21 protein-coding genes and 1 pseudogene are annotated in these 22,813 nt (G+C 54.5%); 14 read left to right on the top strand and 8 right to left on the bottom strand.

The genetic code is table 11. The features are described from left to right. The first annotated feature begins 51 nt into the window (after positions 1 to 51). Together OQH67_RS01740 and OQH67_RS01735 are read left to right on the top strand one after the other, a co-directional pair. Positions 52 to 2,442, top strand: a complete 2,391-nt coding sequence (locus OQH67_RS01740) for an LPS-assembly protein LptD (protein ID WP_215435304.1) — start codon at positions 52 to 54, stop codon at positions 2,440 to 2,442. Between the two features lie 285 nt (positions 2,443 to 2,727). Continuing rightward, positions 2,728 to 3,375: an NAD(P)H-dependent oxidoreductase gene (locus OQH67_RS01735; protein ID WP_215435306.1), complete on the top strand. Its 648-nt coding sequence runs from the start codon at positions 2,728 to 2,730 to the stop codon at positions 3,373 to 3,375. Between the two features lie 11 nt (positions 3,376 to 3,386). On the opposite strand, the gene OQH67_RS01730 is transcribed toward OQH67_RS01735, so the two are convergent. Continuing rightward, positions 3,387 to 4,157: an RluA family pseudouridine synthase gene (locus OQH67_RS01730; protein ID WP_215435308.1), complete on the bottom strand. Its 771-nt coding sequence runs from the start codon at positions 4,155 to 4,157 to the stop codon at positions 3,387 to 3,389. An 11-nt stretch (positions 4,158 to 4,168) separates the two neighbouring features. Further along, positions 4,169 to 4,861 carry a pseudouridine synthase gene (locus tag OQH67_RS01725; protein ID WP_215435310.1) on the bottom strand — a complete coding sequence of 231 codons (693 nt, stop codon included), beginning with the start codon at positions 4,859 to 4,861 and terminating at the stop codon, positions 4,169 to 4,171. Between the two features lie 137 nt (positions 4,862 to 4,998). Here OQH67_RS01725 and OQH67_RS01720 point away from each other — a divergent pair, with 137 nt between their 5' ends. The 11 genes from OQH67_RS01720 (at position 4,999) to OQH67_RS01670 (ending at position 16,235) form a co-directional block, all read left to right on the top strand. Continuing rightward, complete coding sequence (locus OQH67_RS01720; RefSeq protein WP_215435312.1) at positions 4,999 to 6,381, top strand: tetratricopeptide repeat protein; 1,383 nt, start codon at positions 4,999 to 5,001, stop codon at positions 6,379 to 6,381. Positions 6,382 to 6,565: 184 nt separating this feature from the next. Next, entirely contained in the window at positions 6,566 to 7,423 is an 858-nt protein-coding gene (locus OQH67_RS01715) for a hypothetical protein (protein WP_215435314.1), read from the top strand. 7 nt (positions 7,424 to 7,430) lie between these two features. After that, the gene (locus OQH67_RS01710) at positions 7,431 to 8,342 is read left to right on the top strand and encodes a hypothetical protein (RefSeq protein ID WP_215435316.1); all 912 of its coding nucleotides are present in this window, start codon (positions 7,431 to 7,433) and stop codon (positions 8,340 to 8,342) included. A 552-nt stretch (positions 8,343 to 8,894) separates the two neighbouring features. Beyond that, positions 8,895 to 9,344, top strand: a complete 450-nt coding sequence (locus OQH67_RS01705) for a hypothetical protein (protein ID WP_215435318.1) — start codon at positions 8,895 to 8,897, stop codon at positions 9,342 to 9,344. Then, positions 9,337 to 10,257, top strand: coding sequence for a hypothetical protein (locus OQH67_RS01700; protein ID WP_215435320.1), 921 nt, complete (start codon positions 9,337 to 9,339; stop codon positions 10,255 to 10,257). The genes OQH67_RS01705 and OQH67_RS01700 overlap by 8 nt, the downstream gene beginning before the upstream one ends. Positions 10,258 to 10,839: 582 nt before the next feature. After that, a complete protein-coding gene (locus OQH67_RS01695; protein ID WP_215435322.1) occupies positions 10,840 to 11,550 on the top strand; it encodes a hypothetical protein in 711 nt (236 codons plus the stop codon). A gap of 55 nt (positions 11,551 to 11,605) precedes the next feature. Continuing rightward, positions 11,606 to 12,508, top strand: a complete 903-nt coding sequence (locus OQH67_RS01690; RefSeq protein ID WP_215435323.1) for a hypothetical protein — start codon at positions 11,606 to 11,608, stop codon at positions 12,506 to 12,508. 235 nt (positions 12,509 to 12,743) lie between these two features. Then, on the top strand, positions 12,744 to 13,514 hold the full coding sequence (locus tag OQH67_RS01685) for a hypothetical protein (protein WP_215435325.1): 771 nt from the start codon (positions 12,744 to 12,746) through the stop codon (positions 13,512 to 13,514). A gap of 418 nt (positions 13,515 to 13,932) precedes the next feature. Continuing rightward, positions 13,933 to 14,403, top strand: coding sequence for a hypothetical protein (locus tag OQH67_RS01680; protein ID WP_215458865.1), 471 nt, complete (start codon positions 13,933 to 13,935; stop codon positions 14,401 to 14,403). Between the two features lie 109 nt (positions 14,404 to 14,512). Further along, positions 14,513 to 15,352, top strand: coding sequence for a hypothetical protein (locus tag OQH67_RS01675; RefSeq protein ID WP_215435335.1), 840 nt, complete (start codon positions 14,513 to 14,515; stop codon positions 15,350 to 15,352). Between the two features lies 1 nt (position 15,353). Next, the gene (locus OQH67_RS01670) at positions 15,354 to 16,235 is read left to right on the top strand and encodes a hypothetical protein (RefSeq protein WP_215435337.1); all 882 of its coding nucleotides are present in this window, start codon (positions 15,354 to 15,356) and stop codon (positions 16,233 to 16,235) included. A gap of 496 nt (positions 16,236 to 16,731) precedes the next feature. Here OQH67_RS01670 and OQH67_RS01665 read toward each other — a convergent pair whose 3' ends face one another. Further along, positions 16,732 to 17,010 carry a hypothetical protein gene (locus OQH67_RS01665; RefSeq protein WP_215458866.1) on the bottom strand — a complete coding sequence of 93 codons (279 nt, stop codon included), beginning with the start codon at positions 17,008 to 17,010 and terminating at the stop codon, positions 16,732 to 16,734. 608 nt (positions 17,011 to 17,618) lie between these two features. Between OQH67_RS01665 and OQH67_RS01660 the strand changes: the two genes are divergently transcribed. Then, positions 17,619 to 18,200: a hypothetical protein gene (locus OQH67_RS01660; RefSeq protein WP_215435339.1), complete on the top strand. Its 582-nt coding sequence runs from the start codon at positions 17,619 to 17,621 to the stop codon at positions 18,198 to 18,200. 151 nt (positions 18,201 to 18,351) lie between these two features. Here OQH67_RS01660 and OQH67_RS01655 read toward each other — a convergent pair whose 3' ends face one another. From OQH67_RS01655 to OQH67_RS01640, 5 genes and pseudogenes are all read right to left on the bottom strand, one after another. After that, positions 18,352 to 19,074, bottom strand: coding sequence for an amino acid ABC transporter ATP-binding protein (locus OQH67_RS01655; RefSeq protein WP_215435424.1), 723 nt, complete (start codon positions 19,072 to 19,074; stop codon positions 18,352 to 18,354). 25 nt (positions 19,075 to 19,099) lie between these two features. Then, positions 19,100 to 19,783, bottom strand: coding sequence for an amino acid ABC transporter permease (locus OQH67_RS13115; RefSeq protein WP_342778974.1), 684 nt, complete (start codon positions 19,781 to 19,783; stop codon positions 19,100 to 19,102). An 84-nt stretch (positions 19,784 to 19,867) separates the two neighbouring features. Next, positions 19,868 to 20,485: pseudogene (locus OQH67_RS13110) on the bottom strand (transporter substrate-binding domain-containing protein); the annotation flags it as partial. Positions 20,486 to 20,799: 314 nt separating this feature from the next. Beyond that, on the bottom strand, positions 20,800 to 21,174 hold the full coding sequence (gene crcB / locus OQH67_RS01645) for a fluoride efflux transporter CrcB (protein ID WP_215435343.1): 375 nt from the start codon (positions 21,172 to 21,174) through the stop codon (positions 20,800 to 20,802). A 300-nt stretch (positions 21,175 to 21,474) separates the two neighbouring features. Then, positions 21,475 to 22,386 (bottom strand): tail fiber protein, encoded by a 912-nt coding sequence (locus OQH67_RS01640; RefSeq protein ID WP_265145583.1) that lies wholly within the window; start codon positions 22,384 to 22,386, stop codon positions 21,475 to 21,477. Between the last annotated feature and the right edge of the window lie 427 nt (positions 22,387 to 22,813).

Below are 22,813 nucleotides of genomic sequence, written 5' to 3'. Positions count from 1 at the left end.
GCTTGTCTTTTGTCCTTTCTCATAGTGTTCTGTGGACTAGCCATGATAGGGATGAACGCAAAGCTATGGGGCGCGGCGGCGCTGATCGCCTTGAGTGTGCCCCTGATTGCGGAAACGGCTGTGGAAGACGCTCCTGGCGGACCGCCTGCCGGAGACGGGGAGAAGGAAGACCGGACGGAACGCGCCGGAAACCTGTTTTCCGGTTCCATGATGCCGGAGATGCCCTCCTATCTGGAAATCTCCAACGACGGCCCTTTCCACTATATCCACGATCGCAAGACGTTCATCTTTGAAGGCGCTCCGCAGGTCCGCATCGTTACGGACACCGGGCTGGAAGTGTTTGCCGACCGGGCGGAGGTGGATGCCGCCGCCGACAAGGTTTTTTTCAAGGGCAACCTGTCCATTTACCAGCATGACAGCCGGACGAACACCAGCAGCCTGACGCGCGCCGGCAGTGCGGAATATGACCGGAAAAGCGACTTGTTCACGTCCGATGCGTTGCGGACGAAGGTGGACGGGATGATTCTGCGTAGCGGCAACTTCGAGTACAGGACGGACGAGAAGGGGGAACCCTATCTGGAGGCATTTAATGCTTCCGTAACGGCGGAGGACGTCAGCGACCCCCTCACGTGGATTTCCGCGGACAGGATACGCGTTTACCCGGAAGACAGGTTTTCCTTCAAGAATTTGACGCTCCATTACGGCGGCGTTCCCTTCTTTTATTTCCCCTACCTCAGCCATTCCCTGAATCCGGAGGTGGGGTACCTGCCCATGCCCGGCGTCAGATCCATCTGGGGGCCTTACCTGCTGAACGAGTACGGTTTTCTGCTGGGGAACAGGAGGGTGGAAAACCACATGCCCTCCGCCGATTACCTGGGCACCCTGCATCTGGACTACCGCACCCGGCGCGGTTTTGCGTACGGCCTGGACATCCGGGACGTGCCGCTGGAGGAGAGATGCCCGGACATGACGGGCTTGTCCGTGTACATGACCCGTGACCGAGGGGCGAAGATTTCCGCGGGCGACGACGAGTACCGTGAACATCTGGATCCCGACAGGTGGCGCCTGGCGCTCCAGCAGATGTGGTCCCTCCGGGAAAACGCCCTGACGGAATGGCGTCTGAAGGCCAACGTCAACATGCTGAGCGACGAGTACATGCTGCGTGACTTCTATCCGGAAATTTACCAGCGCAACTCTTCTCCGGACAACACGGTGCTTCTTTCCCGCACGGACGATACCCATGATTTTTCCCTTCTGCACCGTTTCGTGCCCAACAATTTCTACATAGCGGACCAGCGGACGGAATTGAGCTACGAACGCGTCAAGTCTCCCATCTTCCGTTCCCCCGTCATGTATGAAAGCCGCACCAGCTTCGCCTTCCTGAAGCAGTATGTGCCTTCCTTCATGCGGACGGATTTACGGGACCTGGTGGACCGCCTGGACCCGGGAAGCCCTGCCTACGACTACTGGGCCCGCATGCTCATGACGGACGGATACAGCAGGTTCCACACATTCCACGAATTTTCCGCTTCCCATAAAATCATGGGATTCCTGAACCTCACCCCCAAGCTGGGCGGCGGCTACACGGGATATTACGATACGGGAGACAACAAGCCGCTCAACCAGGGCATTTTTTACGCGGGGGCGGACGCGGACTTCAAATTTTCCCGCCGCTATTCTTCGGTGTACAGTGATTCGCTGGGGCTCAACGGCATGAACCACATTGTCCAGCCGCACTTCACGCTGGCGTACGTGAAGACCAACACGCTGCATGAACTTTACCCCCAGATTGACGGGGAAACGCCTACTACCAATCCCCTTTCCCTGAGCATGGGAAGGTACACGGAAATCGATTCCCTTTCTACCGGACTGGTTTTCCGCTACGGGCTCCGCAACATGCTGATGACCAGCCGGGATGCCAATTCCCACCGCTGGTTTTCCTGGGACGTGTTCATGGATGCCTACCTGTATGATCCCGTTGACCAGCGGGACTTCTCCAACCTGTTCTCCTTCATGCGCTGGAATCCCGTGCCGTGGATGGAGTTCCGGTCGGAAATGCAGGCTCCCCTTCTGGGCAAGGACAAGGTTTCCGGCTGCCGTGAGTATAACAACTCCCTGCGCTTCATGCCCTGGCGGTCCACGGAAATTTCCGTGGGGCACCGTTATTTGAACCAGCACGCCCTGCTGGAGGACAACAGCCAGCTTGACCTGCGCATTCTCCAGCGTTTTTCGGAGGCCTGGGCTTTCAGCGGCAAATGGCGTTTCTCCCTGCTGGATGGCAAGCTGGATATCCAGGAATACAACGTGTACCACAATATGGGTTCATGGTACCTGGGGGTGGGGGCCTTCGTCCGCAAAAACGGCGGCAGGAATGAATTCGGCCTGGGCATCAGCTTCACAATCCAGGAAACCGGGGACCATATGCCGGTCAAATTCCTGTAGTCTTGCATTTGGAGACGGCAAAATTCCGTGGGAACGGTGGAGATAGCCTTTTCCGCGCATTCCGCCGTTCCGTTTACGGCAGGGGGGCCTCCTGTCCTGTTTGCCGCCGTTTCTTCCGGATGACGGCCGGGGCGTTCTGGTGCCATGACGCCTGTTTGCCGGAACCTTGGCTTGCATTCCGGCAGAGAAAAAGGATGATAGGGCATACAGGGCGGAAGCGGATGGCATGAAAAGTGCGTTGGGGCGCCATGCATCCGCGGGAAGCTCCGAACCATTGGTCTTATCATGAATATGAATGCTCAGGAATTGATTAAAACGCTGGAATGGCGCTACGCCACCAAAATATTCAACCCGGACCGCCGCATTCCGGAGGCGGACTGGAACGCCCTGCTGGAATCCCTGCATTTGAGCCCTTCCTCCCTGGGGTTGCAGATGTGGAAGTTCATTGACGTGCAGGATCCGTCCGTGCGTGCGGAGCTCCGCTCCGTTTCCTGGGACCAGCCGCAGGTGACGGATTCCTCCCGTCTGGTGGTGTTCTGCGCGCGCAGGGGCTTTTCCCCGGAAGACGTGCAGCGCTATCTGGAACGCATTGTGGAAGTGCGCGGCGTGACGATGGAATCCCTGAATCTTTACCGGGACCGCATTGTTGAGCTGGCGGGTTCCAAATCCCCGGACGTGCTCAAGGCATGGCTGGAACGCCAGGTATATATCGCGCTGGGATTCATGATGAGCTGCGCCGCGGACCTGCGGATAGACACGTGCGCGCTGGAAGGCATGGACCCGGAGGCATACGACCGTATCCTGAAGCTGGAGGATTCCCCGTATTATACGCTTTGCGCCCTGGCCTTGGGCTACCGGGATGAGGAAGCGGACAAGTATGCCCGGCTGGCCAAAGTCCGGTTTGACCGCGGCGACGTCATCCAGGTGATTTGAGGCTTGTCTTCCTAAAGGTCCAGTAGCCTTTTCATATCCTCCGGCAAGGGGGATTCCGCGGTGAAGGTTTCTTCATCAAAGGGAAACTCCAGCCGGCAGGCGTGCAGGGCATGGCGGTGCAGGATCAGCTGCTTCTCCAGTTCCCGGTTCCAGCCGTGCTGGATGTATTCCAGGTAGCAATCCTCGGAGGGGCCGTAAATCTTGTCTCCCGCGATGGAATGGCCCAGATGCGCCAGATGCACGCGTATCTGGTGCATGCGGCCTGTTTCCGGAATGCACCGGACCAGGGCCAGAGGGCCGCTGGCCGATTCCAGGGTGCGCTCTACACGGAATGCCGTGATGCATTCCTTTCCGGCGGGATGTACTGTTTGTTTTACCCAGATGCGGCTTTCCCCTACTTCCCCCTGCCGCAGGATGGGGGCCGTGCAGACCGTTTCCTTCCATTCTGGCCATCCCCTGACGATGGCCAGGTATTCCTTGTGCATCAGCCGCCGTTGGATGGCGCGCCCCAGCTGGCGGGCGGCGCTTCTGTTTTTCGCAATCAGGGTCAGGCCGCTGGTTTCCCTGTCCAGCCGGTTGACAAGGGAAAGGGCGGCTCCGTTGACCAGTTCGTAACGCAGCAGCTCCTCCACGCCTTCCAGCAGGTTGGGTTCCCGCTTCCCGTTGGACGGATGGACGATCAGCGGGGCTCCCTTGCTCACCACAATCCAGTCTTCCGACTCCGCCGCCACATCAAAATGAGGGAAACAGGAAATAGGCTCGTCGGAGATGGGAATCCACATGGAAGGAGGGATTAAATCATGTCCGGGCGGATGGGCGTCCAGGCTCCGGGTTCCAGGTTCAGGTCTTCAAGCTTCAGCCTGCCGATGGAAACGCGGCGCAGGGAGGCCACGGGAGCGCCCACGGCGGCCAGCATGCGGCGCACCTGGTGGTACTTTCCTTCCGTCAGCGTCAGCAGTGCGCGGCGCGGTTCCAGGATTTCCAGGCGGGCGGGGGCGCAGGGGTGCCTTTCTCCCTCCAGCGTCAGCGTGCCGGCGGCGAACAGTTCCACGGCCTCCGCCGGGATGTCCTGTTCCGTGGCAGCCTCGTACACTTTGGCAACGTGGTGCCTGGGGGAAGTCATGCGGTGGATGAACTTGCCGTCGTCCGTGATCAGGAGCAATCCGGACGTTTCCTTGTCCAGCCGTCCGACGGAGGAAACGGCGGGATTCCGGTGTCTCCACTGGAAGGGCAGGAGGTCGTAAATCACGTCCCCTTCCTCTTCGTCGTGGCTGCATGTGTAGCCGGCTGGCTTGTGGAGGGCCGCATACAGCCCTTCCGGGAATTCCACCGGTTCTCCGTCTATCAGGACGTCTTCCGCCTGAACTTTGTCCGCGGGGTTGGCGCATGCGCTCCCCCCGGACGTAATGGAGTGGCGTTTGATCCATCCCGGCGCTTCCCGCCTGGAACAGTACCCGTAGCGGGATAAAAGAGCGTCCAGTCTCATGCGGCGTATTTTTTCCTAACGGGAACAAAAAACAAGATTGAAATACGCCCCCCTGATTGATAGTATTAAACTATTACATGCGGGAACTCCCTGTTTGGGGTTTTCTCGATGCTTATCATTTACACTCATAAAGTTCCATGATTGATACGATTACAGAAGACCAGCTGACCCCCCAGCAGGCCGAATTTTGGGTGCGCGCCCGCCAGGCGGTGGATATGAACAACTTTCCCTATGCTGTCAGCCTTCTCAAGGCGCTGGTAAAGCAGCTGCCGGGCTTTCTGGAAGGCCGGCAGGCCCTGCGCGCCTGTGAAATCAAGCTGAATCCGGAGCCCAAGAAGGGCGGCCTGTTCAGCGGCATGAAAATCAGCACCAGCAAGCTCACCTCATCCAAAAAGGATGCGGCCACCCAGCTCTCCTCCCTGGAGGACGAACTGGAAAACGATCCTTACAGCATTCCGGTGAATGAGGCGCTGTACGCAGCCGCCATGGAGGTGGACTTTCCGGACCTGGCCGCCTTTGCGCTGGAAACCATCCGCCAGGGGCATCCCGCCAACAAGAAAATGCTCCATATGCTGGCTTCCCACTATGTCTCCAGAGATCTTCCGGCCAAGGCCGCGGAAGTGTTCCACGACATCGTGAAGCTGGACCCCACGGACAGCGTGGCGGTGAAAAGCGAGAAGGACTGCATGGCCCGCGCCACGATGCAGCAACAGAAGTGGGAGGAGGCCAAGAGCTTCAAGGACGTGATGAAGGATTCTTCCGAAACGAACGCCCTGGACAAGAGCGACAAGAAAGGCCTTACCCGTGCGGAACTGGAAGAACGCCTGGGCCTTCTTTCCGCCCGCTATGCCCAGAACCAGCAGGATCAGGCCGTGGTGCGGGACATCGCCAACGTTTACGAACAGATGGAGGACTGGGCCAACGCCTACTCCTTCTATAGCTACGCCTTCAGTCTCAGCAACAACGACATCTCCCTGGAAAACAAGGCCGGGGAAATGAACGAGCGCCTGCGCAAGGCCCAGGTGGAGGAAATCCGCAAGCGCGCCGCCGCGGACCCGGACAACAAGGAGCTTCAGGAGCAGCTGGCCCAGTTCAGCCGGGAAGCCGCCGAACAGCAGGTAGCCCTGTGCCGCCAGCGCGTGGAAAACAATCCCACGGATCCGCAGACGCGTTTTGAACTCGGGCAGGCCCTCTTTGACTGCGGCAACTATACGGAGGCCATCCCGGAACTCCAGCGCGCCCGCAACAACCCCCATATCCGCATCCGCGCCATGCTGCTGCTCGGCAAATGTTATGACGCCAAGAACATGCACGACATGGCCCTTCGCCAATTGGAAGAGGCCAACAAGGAATTGATTGAAATGAATGACACCAAGAAGGAAATCCTCTACATGATCGGCCTGCTTTATGAAAAGCTCGGCAAGAAGGAGGAATCCCTGGCGGCATTCCAGCAGATTTACGATGCCGAATACGGTTACCGGGATGTGGCCCGGCGCGTAGAATCCTCTTATGGCAGTTAACGGCTGCCTGCCGCAGTTCAGATGGAAACGGGATATCCCTTTGACGGGGTATCCCGTTTTTTATGGAGGCAGGGGGTGAATGCCGCAGGAAACGGCGAAAAAAAGGTCCGGCAGTTTTCAATGCCTCCGGAATGCTGATTTTTTCTCTTGCCCCTTGAACGGGAAATGTTAGCGTTAATCATTCATGAAAAATTGTTTTGTGAAGTTCCTGACTGTATGCGCCTTGTGTCCGTTGGCCGTCCACCTTTCCCGGAGCGGGGATGTCCCGGAGAAGGAAACTCTTTCCGCATCTCTGTGTTCAGCCTATGCCAGAACATGGTGGCAGCCCGGTGTCAAAAATCCGGAAAAGACGTTTCATGTGGATTTGAAAATCATGAAGCCCGCCTTGTGGAGGATGGTGTACTGCAATGAGAAAGATGCCCGTCTGGCTGTGCATGATTCCACGGGCGGCCGTTTCGGCGTCCTTTGTTGCGAAGAATCCCTGTTCATGGAGGACCTGGAACATCCGGTACTGGAAATGGAATGCAGGGACTGGCTTCCTGCAGCTGGGGCGGCATGGGTGGAACTGAAAGGGAAAATTCCGTGCATTATCGGAAAGGAGGAGGCCTTGTCCGAAGGCCTTTCCTTCACCGTGGGGCAGAAAGACCAGAAGAAGCCTTTGCTTCTGAAAGGAGCCGTTCTTGAGGAGGCCGGAAGCGAAAAGGATGGACGGGGCTCCCTGGAGATGTCATTTGTCCGGGACAGGGATTCAGGGGGGCTCAGGATGGAGATGAAGTTGAAATCTTCCCGGTATATGGGGATTCTGCGCCTGGAGCTGACGACGCCGGAAGGCGCTCCTTTTCCGGCGAAAGAAGATTTATTCAGCCGTAGCAGCTCATCCGGGGAATATTCATGGTTCTGGTCTTATTTATTGAATCCGGATGAGAAAGGGAAAGTTCATGTTGCCGTGAATTACATGACCGGGCTGGAATGGGTGGATATGCCTGTGGAAATTAAATTCGGCATGTCCGGACTGGTGCAGGATTCTCAAAAGGGCGAATGATATGAAGATGATGCAGTCCATAGGACACGGCGCGGGAATCTTTCTTCTGTTTTCCGGAGCGGCATTCTCCAGCGAGGGTGGAAAGGATGTTCCCTCAGAAGTGGGGGTGTCATTTACGCAAGTAGGACTGGAACGTGACATGTGGTTTGACGGAGAGAAGAGCCCATTGGAATGGAGGTGCCGTGCCGTTCTTTTTATCCCTGACCGCTGGGGATTCTGGAATCCTTCGAATGCGGAGCGGCAATTCATGGAGGCCGTGGATTCCACAGGCCGGGAATTGTCTCCGGTGAGGTTTGACTTGGGAAGGATGGATCAAAGCCGTGACAGGGGAATCTCTTATATGGAGATTGAAGGCTTTGCTCCATCTCTTCCTTCTCCCGGGGCGGAGTGGGTGCGGTTGAAGGGATTGCTGAGGGTCCCCGTGGCGCTCATCATGGATAGCCCTGTTTATGTACTCCCCCTGCGGAAGGGGGCGTCCGTCCTTATTCCCTTGCCGGGGAATGAAAAAGGGAATACGGGGAAGTTGGAGGATGTGGTGGCGTCCGACGACAGGCCGATGGGGATGCTTTATTTCAAGGATTTTACGTGGACGAGGAAGGATGGGAAAAAGACCTTTTCCGTAACGGTTTGCCTGGACGTGGATACTCCCTTTTATCTGGATGAATTCCAGTTGCTTGACGAAAAAGGCAAATTGCTGTCCGCCGGCATGGACAGTTATTCTTCATCCGGAAATGATAATTCAATAATATGGGAAACCGCGTTGGAATTTTCTGTTGCCAAAGAGATGGAGAACATTGGGATACGGTTGCGTTACAGAGGAGAGCCGGAACATGTATCCGTCCCTGTGGACGTCAAGCTGGGCATGGGCGGGGAAATCCGGAAGGAACCGGAGAAGCGAGAGGAAAGGCGGAATGGATAGGAACTCCGCATGAGGGGAATGATCTGGATTTTTGGAAGCCGGAACTGCGTTTTGACCTTGTTTCCGGGAGGGGGGCTGGTATGGTGAAAATTCCCTCGTACCCTTCCTGTTATGTTGTACCGTTTTTTATTCCTTGCCGCCTTCGCCTGCGGCCTGATAACACCGTGTTTTTCTTCTGGAAAAGAATCCGTTCCGGAACCGTCCGTTGACGTCTCCCTTTATCAATGGTCCACGAACACGTCTTTTCGGCAGACGCCTCCTGTGGAGAGCAGGGAATTCCAGCTGGAAATGAAGGTCGCCGGAAATTCTCCCTGGAAGGTAATCTATTGTGAAGATAAAGAACATGAATTGAGCCTGAAGGATTCCACCGGATCCTCCTGTTCCGGGATGGAATGCAGGTATTACGCTTCCCATGAGCCGGAAAGGGACAGGAGAGATGGCATTGTTTACGTAACTGCGGATTCCTGGCTTCCTTCCCCGGATGCTGTGTGGACGGAAGTGAAAGGCGACATTCCCTGCGTGGTGTCTTGTGCCACGGCTGATTCGGAAAGCGTGAAAATCAAGCTGGAGAAGGGATTTTCCATTCCTGTGGTGCTAAAGAACGCCGGAATGGAACAGGAAGGAGGGAAAGGCGGCAATGATGTGGAAGCTGTGCTGGAGGTGGAAAATTATCAGGCCGGGAAAGAGGAAAACTCCGGCAGTTGGCTGGTACTCCAGCTGACTTCATCTGAAAAGATAGGTTTTCTGGATTTTGAATTGAAGGCGGCTGATGGTACTGTGTTATCGGTTAGAACCTCCGGGAGAGGATTTGGAACGGCTGAAGACAAGTATGAATGGAATCGATATTTGTCTGTGGAGGGAATAGAAGGCAATGAACTGTCCGTAACTGTCAGGCATGCGGTGAATTTGAAGAGGATCATGGCTTCGGTTGATATCAGAAGCGGCCTGTTCGGGCAGATGGAGAAGATGGAAATGAAGAAAGAGGGAAATGGCCATGAATAGGAAAAGTGCGGTAAACATGCTGCTTGTTCTGGGCGCTGCCGTTGCCATGGGCACGGAGGCATGGGGGGAAGAGGCGGCGGAGAAACCCGTAAAGGCCAGATTTATCTCCGTGAAGGTGGGAAGCGAGGAATCATGGATGAACGGGCAGTTGGAGGAAGGTCCCTTGCAACTGGTTTTTGAGATAAGGCTGGATATCAAGCCCCATTTGTCTTTCCAAAGGAATTTCGATTCCATTCAATATCTGGAAATGACGGATTCCTCCGGAAGAAAGCTGGCCCCTGTGGAATTCAATCTGGGCTATCTGTATCAGCAGGGTGATGATGGAGAAGCATATGCATGCGTGTTCGGGAAAGTTGGGGAATTGCCTCTTCCGGATGTGGCATGGCTCCGGCTGAAGGGAATGCTGAAGGTTCCCGTCGCTCGGCTGGTGACGGGGCCTGTTTATGAACTCGTTCCAAAAAGGGGAACGGAAATGCATGTTCCGCTGCCCAGGGAGACGGATGATAAAACTGCCGCTCCCGAAGATATCGTAGTGGCAGGAGATCCCTCTACGGGAAGGCTTTTTCTTGATGAATATGAGGTGGTTGAAAAGAAGGGCAAGAAAACGGTTACGGCAGAGATCGGGCTGAAGACGGATTCTCCTTTTGAGCTGGAAGGATTCCAGGTTCTGGATGCCAAAGATGCCGTTTTGAAAACCGACTTGAGGGGCAGTTCTTCCGGAAGGTCGGGAGATTCAAGGAAGTGGACAAGATCTCTCCGGTTTGAGGCTCCGAAAGACTTCTCGAAAATGAGAATAAGAATGGTGTACAGGGTTCCTGTGGAATCCGTGGCCGTTCCCGTGGATGCCAAAATAGGCATGAGGGGTGAGATACCGGAGGAGCCGGAAAAAGGAAAGGGCGGGGGGCGCCGGTAATGCGTGTTTGGGAGTGAAGATACGGCAATTTTGGGAAGTTGCTGGGATGGGCATTGGTATAGGGACATGGATTCGCGGGTGGTTATGTCCTTCCGCAGTCTTTTCATGACCTGACATTTCCCATTTCCGTCCGGATGTGTGTTGCAGGATGGCCTTTGTTGTTCCATCGTTGAAAAACCGGCTTCCGGAAAGTCTGCCGTATCCGTTTCGTGGTACGGTTGTATGCAGCGCGAAACTGCCGGGAATTCGCGAAAGTGCGGAATCCGTCTTCTTTCCGGGAATGTCGTGGAAGCATTTTCCCGTTGCCGCCGGGCATGATTCTCGTCTTTGGCGGGATGTTTACGTTTTCCCGGCAAAGGTGTATTTTAAAAGTTGATTCAGAAAATAAAAATGTTACTTGTGTGAAATAACAAACTACCTGTGAATGAGATGATACAGTATTTTCATCTGCCCCGGGTGGCAGCCGTTTGCTGTTTTTTGCTTGCTTTCCCTTCCTATGGGGAGAAAGGAACCGAAAATCCGGCTTTTTCCGCTTCGCTGTACAAATGGTCGACAAGGCCTGCCGAATCCGGGGATTTTCCCTTGAAGCGGGAACTTCAAATAGGCCTGAAGATCAAGGAGGAATCCGATTGGAAAATCGCCTATTTCCGGGAAGGAGGGACCGGTGTGACTGTGGTGGATTCAAGGGGTTCCTCCTGCTCCGGCATGAAGAGCGATTATTCCGTTTTTTTCTCTTCCGGATGCCGCATCAGGAATGAAAGAATCCTTCTGTCAACGGAGTCGTGGCTGCCGTCGGCGGAAGCGAAGTGGATGGAGGTAAAGGGAAACTTGCCTTGTGTCGTTTCCCGTGATTCTTCCTTGTCGGAAGATGTTGTGCTGAAGCTGGTCAATGATTTTTCAGCACCCCTGGTACTCAAGGGCGCCGCCCTGGATGGTGGGGATGTGAATGTTGTGCTGAAAGTGGGTTTCAATACACCGAGTCCCTCTAGAAAGGGCATTCGCGGGTTCTCCATCAGCATGAGCTCCGAAATGCCGGTGGGATTTCTGGATTTTAAGGTGCAAAGAGCGGACGGGACAGCGATTCTGGGAAAGTTCGGCGGGGAAAAAGAAAGAAATTCCGGACGGAAATATTCGTGGTACCAGTTTCTGGCTCTGGACGGCAGGCTGGATGAAGAAGTGATTGTGGCCGTCAAATATCTGGTCAGCTTGAAGGAAGCCGTGATCCCCGTGCAGGGGCGCAGCGGCTTGTTCGGCACGGTGGCGAAGGAAAAGGTTCAACCGGGAAGGAATTGAGATGAAGGAGCATGAGATGATGAGGAGTGGCCGGATTTTTCTGTGTACCGTTTCCATGGCATGGGGTGCCTTGATGAATGGCGGCAATGCCGCGGAGGAAAATCCCGTGAAAGTTGGAGTGGGCCATGTCGGTTGGGAGCCCCATCTGATGTGGTACAGCAGCGGTGAAGAAGATCTGGGGGATTTTAAAGAAACGGATTCGGAGTTGATAATATCACTCATGCTGAGTGTCAGGGAACCGTTGTGCTTTCCGGAAAATGCCAATGGCGGAAAACAGGTTTTAGATCTCCTTGATTCCTCCGGCAGGAAGGTGGCTCCGGTTACGTTCGATGTGGAACAATTATTTCAACAACAGAAAAAAGGAATTACTTATACGTCCATTACCGGAACTTTGAAGGAGGGCCCGGAGCCGGATATCTCCTGGCTGCGTTTGAAAGGGGAATTGAAGATACCCCTGGCGCGGCTTCAGGAAAGTCCGGTTTATGAACTGGCCTTTCAGCCGGGGGCGCAGATGGATGTTCTGCTGCCTCGCGGGAATACGGAGGAAGAGGCGGGAAATGGCGACATTGTCGTAGGTGAAGATGATTCTGCGGGAAAGCTTTCCCTCCATGAGTGCGAGACTTTTGAAAAGGAGGGGAAAAAGATGGCTCAGGTGAAAATTTCGTTGGATTTGGAGTCTCTTTTTGAACTGGCTGAGTTCCAGATATTAAATGACAGGAATGAAGTTCTGGAAACTACGTGCCGATGGTGGGAAGGCTGGGCAGGAGGCTTTTTTCTCTCTTCCTATTCGAAGAGAGTGCTTGAATTTGAAGCACCGGAATATATCCGGAAGCTCAGGATCAGGCTGCTTTACAGAGTGCGGCAGAAGACGGTCACCGTTCCGGTGGATATTAAATTTGGCATGAGGGGGGAAATCCGGGAGGAACCGGAAAAAGGGAAGGGCGCCCTCCTCCGTTGATTGTTGCACCGCACCCGGTACTGATTTTTTGGGAAATTATTCATGTTGATGATTGTGAGTAAATAATATATTTATTGGAATGAGACTAACGTTTAACTATTTTATGTTTTGCCGTTTTTTATTCTGCCCGGCTGTTTGGGGGATGGCCCTTTGCTCTTCCTCTTTTGCCGGGGAAATACCTGAAGAACCTGTCATCACCGTTTCCCCTTACAACTGGTCCACACAATCTGTACGGATGGGAGATCCTTCAAAGAAGCGGCAGCTTGATCTTGAGTTGAAAGTCACGATGAAGGCCGCAGAAGAGTCCGGTTGGAAAATTGCCTGCTGCGGAGTCGGTGAAGGAGGATTAAAGCTGGCGGACTCGGAAGGTTCTTCCTGCCCCGGCATGGAGTGTTGTTATGATGACTCACCCTCGTTGCTGGAGGGGCTGGAAAAGGGGAAGACGATTACTTTGTCCACGGAGTCCTGGCTGCCGTCGGCAGACGCGAAATGGATGGAGGTGAGTGGAAAGATACCCTTTTTCATCTGCCGGGCTTCTTTCATGTCGGAAAGCGTTTCCCTGAAAATGGAGGAGGGGAGTTCTGTTCCCCTGGTGCTCCGGAACGCCGGTTCGGATGGTGGGGATGTGGATGCCGTATTGGAGGTGGTTCCCTATAAGGTCATCGGGAGCCAAGGGTTTGTATCGCTTCGCCTGTTCGCACCGTCAAAGATAGGTTTTTTGGGAGCTAACGTGGAATCCGAAGATGGAGCCGTGCTGCCCGTGGATGGACCGTCGGAATATGTTCCCGGGGAAGTGGACCATCCCGGCAGGAAATACTGCTGGATCATGAACTTCCGGGAGGAGGACATCAAAGAGGGGGAATGGAAGGTAGCCGTCAAATATGCGGACGAATTGAAAGAAATCATGGTTCCGGTACAGGCTCGGTTCGGCCTGTTCGGAGTCATGGAAAACCGGAATATTCAACAGGAAGAGAATGGAGATGAGAAAGCACGGCATGATAAATAACTGGCTTGTCCTGGCGGCGGTGGCCGTCTCATGGGTGGCGGTTCAGACAGGAAGCGGAGCGGCGGTGGAAAATGGAGTGGGCGTTGGAATGGACAATGTTGGGTGGGGTAGCGATCGGACGTGCCGGAACGGCGTTTGGGAAGAAAGCGCTCTCAAGTTGAAATTCTCCATAGTTTTGAGTGTCAGTGAACTACGATGTTTTGGGCAATATGCCGACACCGGGTTGCAGTATCTGGATGTAACGGACTCTTCCGGACGAAAACTGGCACCGGCGGAAATCCGTTTGTCAGCACCGATTCAGAATGCGGTGGATGGCATGGTGTATTTACGCATTTCCGGGACTGCCGGAGAAGCGCCCGGCCCGGATGCCTCCTGGCTGCGTTTGAAAGGAACGCTGCGGGTGCCTCTTGCCCGGCTGGTGAAGGGAGACGTTTATGAACTGCCTGCGGAGAAAGGAACGGAAGTTTACATTGACGTACCCGGCAGCAACGGCGGGGAAGGGGAGGCAAGTGAAGATGTGGTGACAGCCCGGACGGCTTCTTCCTCAAGAATTGTTCTGAAAGAATATAAAAAAATTGAGTATGAGGGCAAAAAAATGGTCAAAGCGGAGATTGGCCTGGAGGCAGACGCTCCCATTGAGCTTTCTGCATTTCAAATCTTGAATGACAAGAATGAAGTCCTGGAAACCATGACTGGGGGAATGTCCTATTCTCCAGTGGAATCTTCCTGTAGAGCGGATGCCACGTACTTTTTTAAGGACCCTGGAGACGGGAAAAAACTCAGGATCCGGCCGGTTTACAGGGCCTTCCGGAAACTAGTAAAAATTCCGGTAGATATCAAATTTGGCATGAGGGGAGAAATACGGGATGAGCCGGGAAAGAAGAAATAATATCCGCACCGGAAACGGCTCTCCGGTCATTGGAAAAATCTCTTCCGTTTTGAGATCATCGTTGGTAATGTAATGATTACTACAAGAAATCCTGTTTGTTCCCCTACCCATGCTCTACCGAATCATACCCTGGCCGTCCGTGTTTTGCTGCATGGCCGTTTGTTGTTCCGCACCTGCGGAGGAAGCTCCCGCGGAATCAGCCATATCCCTCTCCCTGGACAGATGGGAAATTACTGCGGATCCGGAGAGGATTGACCTGGAACTGTCATTCCTGGAGGAAACTGACTGGAAGGCAGCCTATTTTGATGAAAGCAACGCCAGTCTGAAATTGGTGGATTCCAAGGGAGATGCCGGTTCCAAAGGCGAGTGCCGGTATATTTCCCGCAATGACTTTGCTTTTAACGAAAAAACCGGTGAGATTTCCCTGTCCTGGGAGGACTGGCTGCCCGCGGAAGATACGGAATGGGTGGAACTGAAGGGGGAAATTCCCTTTTTCATGTACCGGACTGCCATACTGTCGGAGAAAGTGAAGGTCAAGCTGGTCAACGGATTTTCCGTGCCGCTGACGCTCAAGGGAGCCGGCATGGACGGTGGAGACGTGAAGGTTCAATTATCGGTGGGCAGGTTGGGTGCCTGGTGCGGACAGGAAGAGAGTTCTCAGGTCATGTTCTCCCTGGTTTCCCCCGTCAGGGTGGGACTGCTGGACCTGGAAACGCAAACGAAAGACGGTACTCCGCTGCCGGTGGCGGATTACGGGGGAAGCGGCATTGATCCCGGCGGAAAGCATGGATGGTGCCGCTATCTGGAGCTGGGCGACAGGAAGGAGGAGGAACTTGATATTTCCGTCAGGTACGCAACCGGGATGAAAAAGATCGTGGTTCCGGTGGATATCCGCTTCGGCTTGTTCGGCATGGGGGAAAAACAGGAAGGTTCAACGAAAGAAAATTAATATGAAGAGATATGGCATTCCGGGCATCTGCCTGATTCTGGGAGCTTCCCTGGGGGCCGCCGCTCCGGAGAAGGATGGGAAGGAAGAAAAGCAGCCGGTAAGAATTGAATTTGTTTCCGTAGGATTATCCAAGAGGGCGCGCAAGGAAAAAATCCCGTTGGAGTTGAACGTAGAAGCAATATTAAGTGTTAAAGAGCCTTTGTCCTTTGCGGTGTGGGAGCATTCCGGTGTCCAGTATCTGGAGGCCGTGGATTCCGCGGGGAGGAAGCTGGCTCCCGTGGAGTTTGACATAAGCCCGTTTCAATCCTCCCGGAAAGGATGGCGCCAAACCGGGATGAGAGGTACGGCGGGGGAGATTCCGCTCCCGGGAGTTTCCTGGATACGGCTGCAGGGGGTATGGCGCATTTCCCTGGCCCGGACATTGAAAAGCCGCGTTTATGAGCTGCCTCTGTCAAAAGGGGCGGAAATGGATGTGCCGTTGCCCGGAAACAGTGAAGAAGGGGAGGACGGCGTCGATGTTGTATCTGTTCAGGGGCCTTCGGCGGGAAAGCTCGTGCTGGAGGATTACAGCACGTATGAAAATCAGGATGGGAAAATGGCCAGAGTGATGATCGGTCTGAAGGCTGACTCCGCTTTCCGTCTGGACTCCTTCGAGATACTGAATGAAAAGGATGAATCATTGAAGGCGTTCCCTTCTGGTACCAACTATTCTTCTGATGGAGACGATTCTTCCGCCTACTGGGCAAAATGTTTTGTCTTTAAAGAACCGGAAAAGCTGGAAAAACTCAGGTTCCGCATCCTTTACCAAATTCCCCATGAAACGGTAGTTGTTCCTGTGGATGTCAAACTGGGAATGAGGGGGGAAATCAGGAAAGGAAAGTGAATCATGGCTGCCAGGTATGGAAAGAACCGGAGTAATGCATAATGTGCATCCGGTGTGCTTCCTGGCCGTAGGGAGGAAATGAAGTTTTTCGCCGCCGGAGGACGGCGGGCAGGGACGGGAAGGACTTGTCCGGGGACCGAACAGGAAAAACGATGCGGAAGCCGCTTGTATTCATTCATATGTAAGTTATACTGAATGGAGAATCTCTCTTTGACGTGATGTTCCGTACCTTGTTTTCATCCGTACTGGCGTGCGTGCCGGTGTTGCTTCATGCGCAGCCGGTTTCCGAACCTGCCGTGAAGGCGGTTATCCACTCCGTGAATATATGGAGCGGCGAAGGCCGGTTCCGTGGGGAAGACACTGTCCCGCATCTGACCATGCACATGCTGTTCCAGTGTACGGCTCCCTGGAAAATCGCTTCTGTGCATTTGGGGAAAACGCGGCTGGATTTATGTGATTCCCTCGGAAGCCGCCCTGCCGGTGTGCAGTTGTTCCATCAGGCTTCCGTGACAGAACGGTGGATGGTAAGCCCTCTCCGGCCATGGCTTTCCGTGGAGGGAAGGGATTGGACGCCTGGGCGGGATGCCCGCTGGGTGGAAGTTCGGGGAACTGCCGCCGTCACGGTTTCAAGCATGGACAGGGATTCGGAAGTGGTGTCGGTCCCGTTGGAAAAGGGGGTCGGGGTTCCCGTGGTGCTGGAAAAAGCCGCACTGAACCACGGGAAGGAAGAGGATGTACACACGGAGCTGACCGTGACAAACTGGGGTTTTTCCATTCCCGGCCAGAAAGATAGTGTATGGGTGGAGTTGAGTTTGGTTCTTCCGGATGGAAGCGGAGCCCGCGAATTGGAATTAGTGGATCAGGACAATCCGGAGGAAAAGAACAATCAATCTCTGCTGCCGGGAAATTTCCGGAACGGGAAATCCGCATGGGCGGCATTCTTTGTTCTGCAAAGACCGGAAGACAATCGGTTGAATTTCAGGATCCGGTATGCGTCGGGATTGAAGGAAGCGGAAGTTCCCGTTTCATTCAGGATTGGCATGGCGGGAATGGTTCTCCCGGCGGGGAGGCCGGGGAAAACTGTGAAATAAACGGGAACGGGAAATGATGATGAAGAAAAGTTGCGGAATATTCTGGATGACAGGCTTGGCGACGTTTGCCGGAGCGCAGGATGAGGGCGGCTTGAAAAGTTCCGATGTAAAAGTGGAGTTCCCGGTAGTCCAAATAGGGTTGATGGATAAAAAGGGAGAGAGCCTCCCGGTTCCGAAATTGATATTTGGAGCCATGCTGAGCGTTCCTTCCCCCTTGAATTTTGAATCTGGCGACAAGGTGCAGGAGCAGGTTCTGACGGCGGAGGACTCCACGGGAAAAAAGCTGGGCGTCGTGACATTTAATCTTGGTTTTCTTGGGGATCCGTCCAGGGAGAGCGTGAACAAGGTTGTGGTTTACGGCGAGTGCCTCCGCCTGCCGGCTGCGGACGCGGCATGGGTGCGTTTGCGAGGAACGCTCCGTGTTCCTGTAGCGCGTGAGCGGGAGACGCCTCTTTATGAATTTCCGCTGGAGGAAAAGGAAGTCAAAAAGGATGTGCCTTTGTCGCCGTATGCTGAAAGAGAGCAGAAGGGAGACATCATCGTTGCAGAGGAGGAACCCGCCTGTGAATGGACGGTAAGTCTGGCGGAAAGGAAAGGAGAGGAGTTCGCCGTACGTGTGTCACTGGGCAGCGAGCACCGTTTCATGATTGATGAATGGCAGTTGTTTGATGGAAAGGGAAGGAAAATTGATTCTTCGGTGTTATCCTTTTTCGGGAGTGTTTCGGAGAATTTTCAGGAGGATGGCTATGTCCTGCAATTCCCTTATCAGGGAGAGTTGCCGGTGTTGAAAGTCAAGCTGCTGTACAAGCAGCACGTTGATATCGTCACCGTGCCTGTGGATGTCAGAATAGGATTGGGAGGCCAAAGAAAGTAATGGAGGCCTCCAGGAGCAGAAACTCCATGGCCTCTTGTGGCGGTTTCTCCGGCTGGGGCGGAGGAATGGTTCCGGAAGCATTTTTTGTGTGAATCCATGTTCCGGATGGGCAGGGACGCGGTTTTTCCCTGATTCCGGGCTGTCCTTCCGTTTAAAGTACCTTGGAGAAGAATTCCTTCAGCCTGGGATGTGACGGGTGGTCGATGACCTGGGAAGGGGAGCCTTCCTCCACAATTTTTCCCCTGTCCATGAATATAATACGGGTGGCTACTTCCCGGGCGAATCCTATTTCATGGGTGACGACCACCATCGTCAGGCCGCCTTTAGCCAGCTCTTTCATCAGGGAAAGGACTTCCCCCACCATTTCCGGGTCCAGAGCGGAAGTCGGTTCGTCAAACAGGATGACGTCCGGATTCATGACCAGGGAACGCACGATGGCAATGCGCTGCTTCTGGCCGCCGGAGAGCTGGAGGGGATAGGCATGCCGCTTGTCGTACAGGCCGATGCGCTGGAGCAGGGCTTCCGCCTGGGCCGTGGCTTCCTTTCTGGTGGCGCGGCCCGTCTTCACGGGGGCGATCGTGATGTTTTCCAGAATGGTCAGATGAGGGAAAAGGTTGAAATGCTGGAAGACCATGCCTACGTGCTGCCGGAATTTGTTTACATCCGCATGGGACGCGTTGATAAGTTCCCCCTTGAACCGGATTTCCCCGGAGGTGGGCTCTTCAAGCAGGTTCAGGCAGCGCAGGAGAGTGCTCTTTCCGGAGCCGGAGGGGCCTACGATGAACACCACCTCCCCCTGGCTGATCTGCGTGGTGACGTCGTGCACCGCATGGACGGCATTGAACTCCTTCACCAGATGGCTGATTTCGAACATGGGCATGGGCGTATGTTGGGGCGGCTCATTCATTGTTTTTCAGTCTCCTTTCCAGTTTGCCCAGCAGCCAGCTGAACAGCATGACCATGGCCAGGTAAATCAGGGCCACGGCCATCAGGGGCATGAAGGCGGTGTAGGTCTGGCTGCGGATGATGTCGCCGCCCTTGGTCAGGTCCTGAAGGGCGATGTAGCCGGAGACGCTGGTTTCCTTCAGGAGCACGATGAATTCGTTCCCCAGGGAGGGCAGCACGTTTTTAAATGCTTGCGGAAGAATGATGTAAATCATGGTCTGCGCATACCCCAGGCCCAGGCTGCGGCCTGCTTCGAACTGCCCCTTGTCAATGGCCATGATGCCGCCGCGGATGATTTCCGCCACGTAGGCGCCGGAGTTGAAGCCGAAGGCGACCACAGCCACCAGCACCTTGCTGATATCCACGGAACCGAAGATGATGAAGTAGATGATCAACAGCTGCACGACGACGGGAGTGCCCCGGATGACCGTAAGGTACAGCTTGCAGAGAGCGTTCAGGAAACGGAGCTTTCCCGTCTTGTCATGGGTGGCGCGGATGACGGCCACCACGAAACCCATCAGAACGCCCAGAAGTACGGAAAAGAAGGAAATCTCCACGGTAACCAGAAAACCGTTGGCCAGGTACTTCCAGCGTCCTTCCTGAATGAAATTGACCTCAAACGACTCTTTCAGGTCCAGCCACTTGCCTTCCAGCCAGCCGGTGCCTGCGGCATGGGCGCCGGATGAACCGGGGGGCCTGACCTGCATGGCGGCGTATTTGGTCCGTATCTCTTCCAGCTTCCCGGACGCCTGCATGTCGGCAATGACCTTGTTGACGTGCTGGAGAAGTTCCGTGTTTCCCTTGCGTATGGCAATGGCGTACGTTTCCGAGGTCAGGGGCTCCGGCAGTATTTCCAGCTCATCATGGTTGGCCAGGTACATCCTTGCCGGGTCCCGGTCAATAACCACCAGGTCCACCTTGCCTGCCGCCAGCGCGGCCACGGCCAGCGCCCCGTTGGGAAAGCGTTCCGGCTGCTGGATGTTGCGGGTGACGTAAATGTCCCCCGTAGCGCCGTGCTGGACGCCGATTTTCCGGCCACGGATGTCGTCCCTGCTGCGGATGGAGGAACCTTTGGGAACGATGATCACCTGGGCGGCTTCCACGTAGGGAATGGAAAAATCCACTTGTTTCCGGCGTTCCGGCGTCACCGTGATTCCGGAGGCCGCCACATCCGCCTTGCCGGAAACCACGGCTGTAATCACGGAATCGAAGCTCATGTCTTCAATCACCAGCTCCTTCCCGGCGCGCCTGGCTACTTCCCTCATGATCTCCGGATCAATGCCCATGATGGCGTTTTCCTCCCGGAATTCATAGGGAGGGAACGTGGCCTCCGTCACCATCAGGATTCTGCCGTTATCCGCCGCTGAGGCTCCGGAACACAGCAGGCACCAGCTTGTCAACAGGACTCCGAGGCGTTTCAGAAGATGGATCAGCGGCATGGCAGGGTGAATGGCCGCACGATGGCGGTTGAACCGCTGGGATATATGACTTACCAGCCAGGAAGGCAATATAAAATTGACGCAAGCCTCTATTCCGGCTGCATGGAAAACGTGAGATGCCCATCCCGTGCCGCAGTTGATTCAGCCGTCCGCCGGATGATGTGGCAAGGCGCATCCTTTCAATCCGTTCCCGGACAGTTGCGGGATTATCCGAATCACGCGGCTTTGAGCAGCGTATAGCCCAGCCAGAGGGTCAGAAAGCCGCCTCCCAGGCTCAGCACGGCATAGAGAAGCAGCGTGAAGAATTGCGCGCCCTGCGCCATCAGGAAATTTTCATTCATGAAGGTGGAAAAGGTGGTAAAGCCTCCGCACAGCCCGATGGTGAGAAAAATGCGCAGTTCCTGATTGATCAATGCACCGCGGTCAAAAAAGCCGTACAAAACGCCGAGGAGAAAACATCCGGCCAGATTGACGGCCAGAGTGCCGAGGGGAAACCCTTTCACGACGGAATCATTCAGGCAGCAGGAAAGAAGGTGCCGGAGAACTCCGCCGATGAAGCTTCCCAAGCCGATCAGGAGGATGCTTTTCACGGCGGAAATATAAGCAATGCCCGTCAGCGTGTACAGACCTTTGATGCGTTCCCGGAATGGAAAATGAATGAGACAGGGTCCGCTACCGCGCAAAAGGTAATCGTTCCTGTCATTGTTTCGTTATAAAACGGAGGTAAAAATGCCGGGTAAAAACCGCTGCAAGCCTTGTCAGCCTGCAGCGGTGGAAATGATTTGGAATAAGAGATCGGATTGGAAGCTGTTGCTTCCTTGCCTGTGTTCGCTTGTCCCCATATCAGATCATGGAGTGGCAGCATCAGGCATCTTCATTTGCCGTTTTTATCAATATTTGATAAGAGGCATCAATGCAATATTAACAGGACGGTTTTCTTCTGCAGTTGGAACGGCCGCCGACGTATCAAAAGTGATTTCCGATGTGGCTGTATAGGTATTAAGTGTCAGTTTTTTCATCGGATAACTAATACCTGCATTGGTTTTATAACCAAAAGGCCCGGACAGAGTTTTTGACCATGTAGAATAATCAAGGTCGCTCATCTGTCCAAAACTACCCTTGATTTGCCGCATGGCATCACCCTGCACAGTTCCTGTTTGCCTGCTTGCAGTAGCGGCACGGATAAACAGGCCTGCATCATTGTTTGTCAAATCGGGAAGGGCAAAGGTAGTCGTGCCGTTTCCTCCGTAAGTAGTGCCGATGGCTGCATGGAGGGCCGGGTACTGGCTGATCTGCAACAGGGCTCCGTTGCATTCCAGCCAGCCGTCCGGCGGTGTGGAGCCGCAAAACCACATGAAGCAGCCCGGAGCAATTCCAGACCCGCCCGGACCCTCCGGACCGGCGGGGCCGGGATCGCCCTTGTCGCCCTTCGGACCTTGTGCCCCGGCAGGTCCCGGCGTTCCCGGTTCCCCTTTGAGGCCTTGCGGTCCCTGGGGGCCTGGGGCTCCGGGATCGCCTTTGTCCCCTTTCTCTCCCTTGGGGCCCTGGCCTCCGATGTTCCATTTTTCCTTTTCCTCCGCGGTGACGTGGATGGCCGTATTTTTGGCATGCCCGAAAAATTCATCCTGCATTACCATTGGAATTCCGTTAATAGTCGTGGTTTCACTCATGATGGTTCTTTTTTGGTTGTGAAGTGATGGAAAATTCCGTTGCCGCCCATAGGAAACAGGGATATTCGTGATGTATCCACTTGCCCGGAGGCGTTTTTCTTTTGCCGGATAAGCGGGAACAGCTGATAACACTTCAATGGGAATGTGCCCTCATTCCGGGAAAAGATCATCCCGTACGAAACGTTAAGAGTCCCAAAAATGTTCTTTCCCTGTAAAATGAAACCTGGGATGATGGCGGCGCATGCATCCTCCTTAGAAGGGCAGGGAGCTCATCCGCTGTTAAAGTGCCGATTGCTTCCGTACTAGGCTGTCGGCCTTCAAATTGCAGAAATACCTTCTATTAACTTGCCATCCGCTCCCGCTCCTGCGTTGCTGATCCGATCAGCATTCTCATTCTGGATGGAAGAGGCAAGCGCGAGATAGACGGGTGCCTGATCATATGTAACTATTTAAGAATAATGGAATTGATTTAGCTTTGTCCTTCAGGCTTGTCTTTGATAAACAGACGGTGTCCTGTTGCGAATCGAATTTGGCTCCTGTTTCTTTCGAGGAATTGTAA

The organism is Akkermansia biwaensis, from assembly GCF_026072915.1.
GTDB lineage: Bacteria > Verrucomicrobiota > Verrucomicrobiia > Verrucomicrobiales > Akkermansiaceae > Akkermansia > Akkermansia biwaensis.
This window is presented reverse-complemented; position numbering and strand designations above follow the sequence as displayed.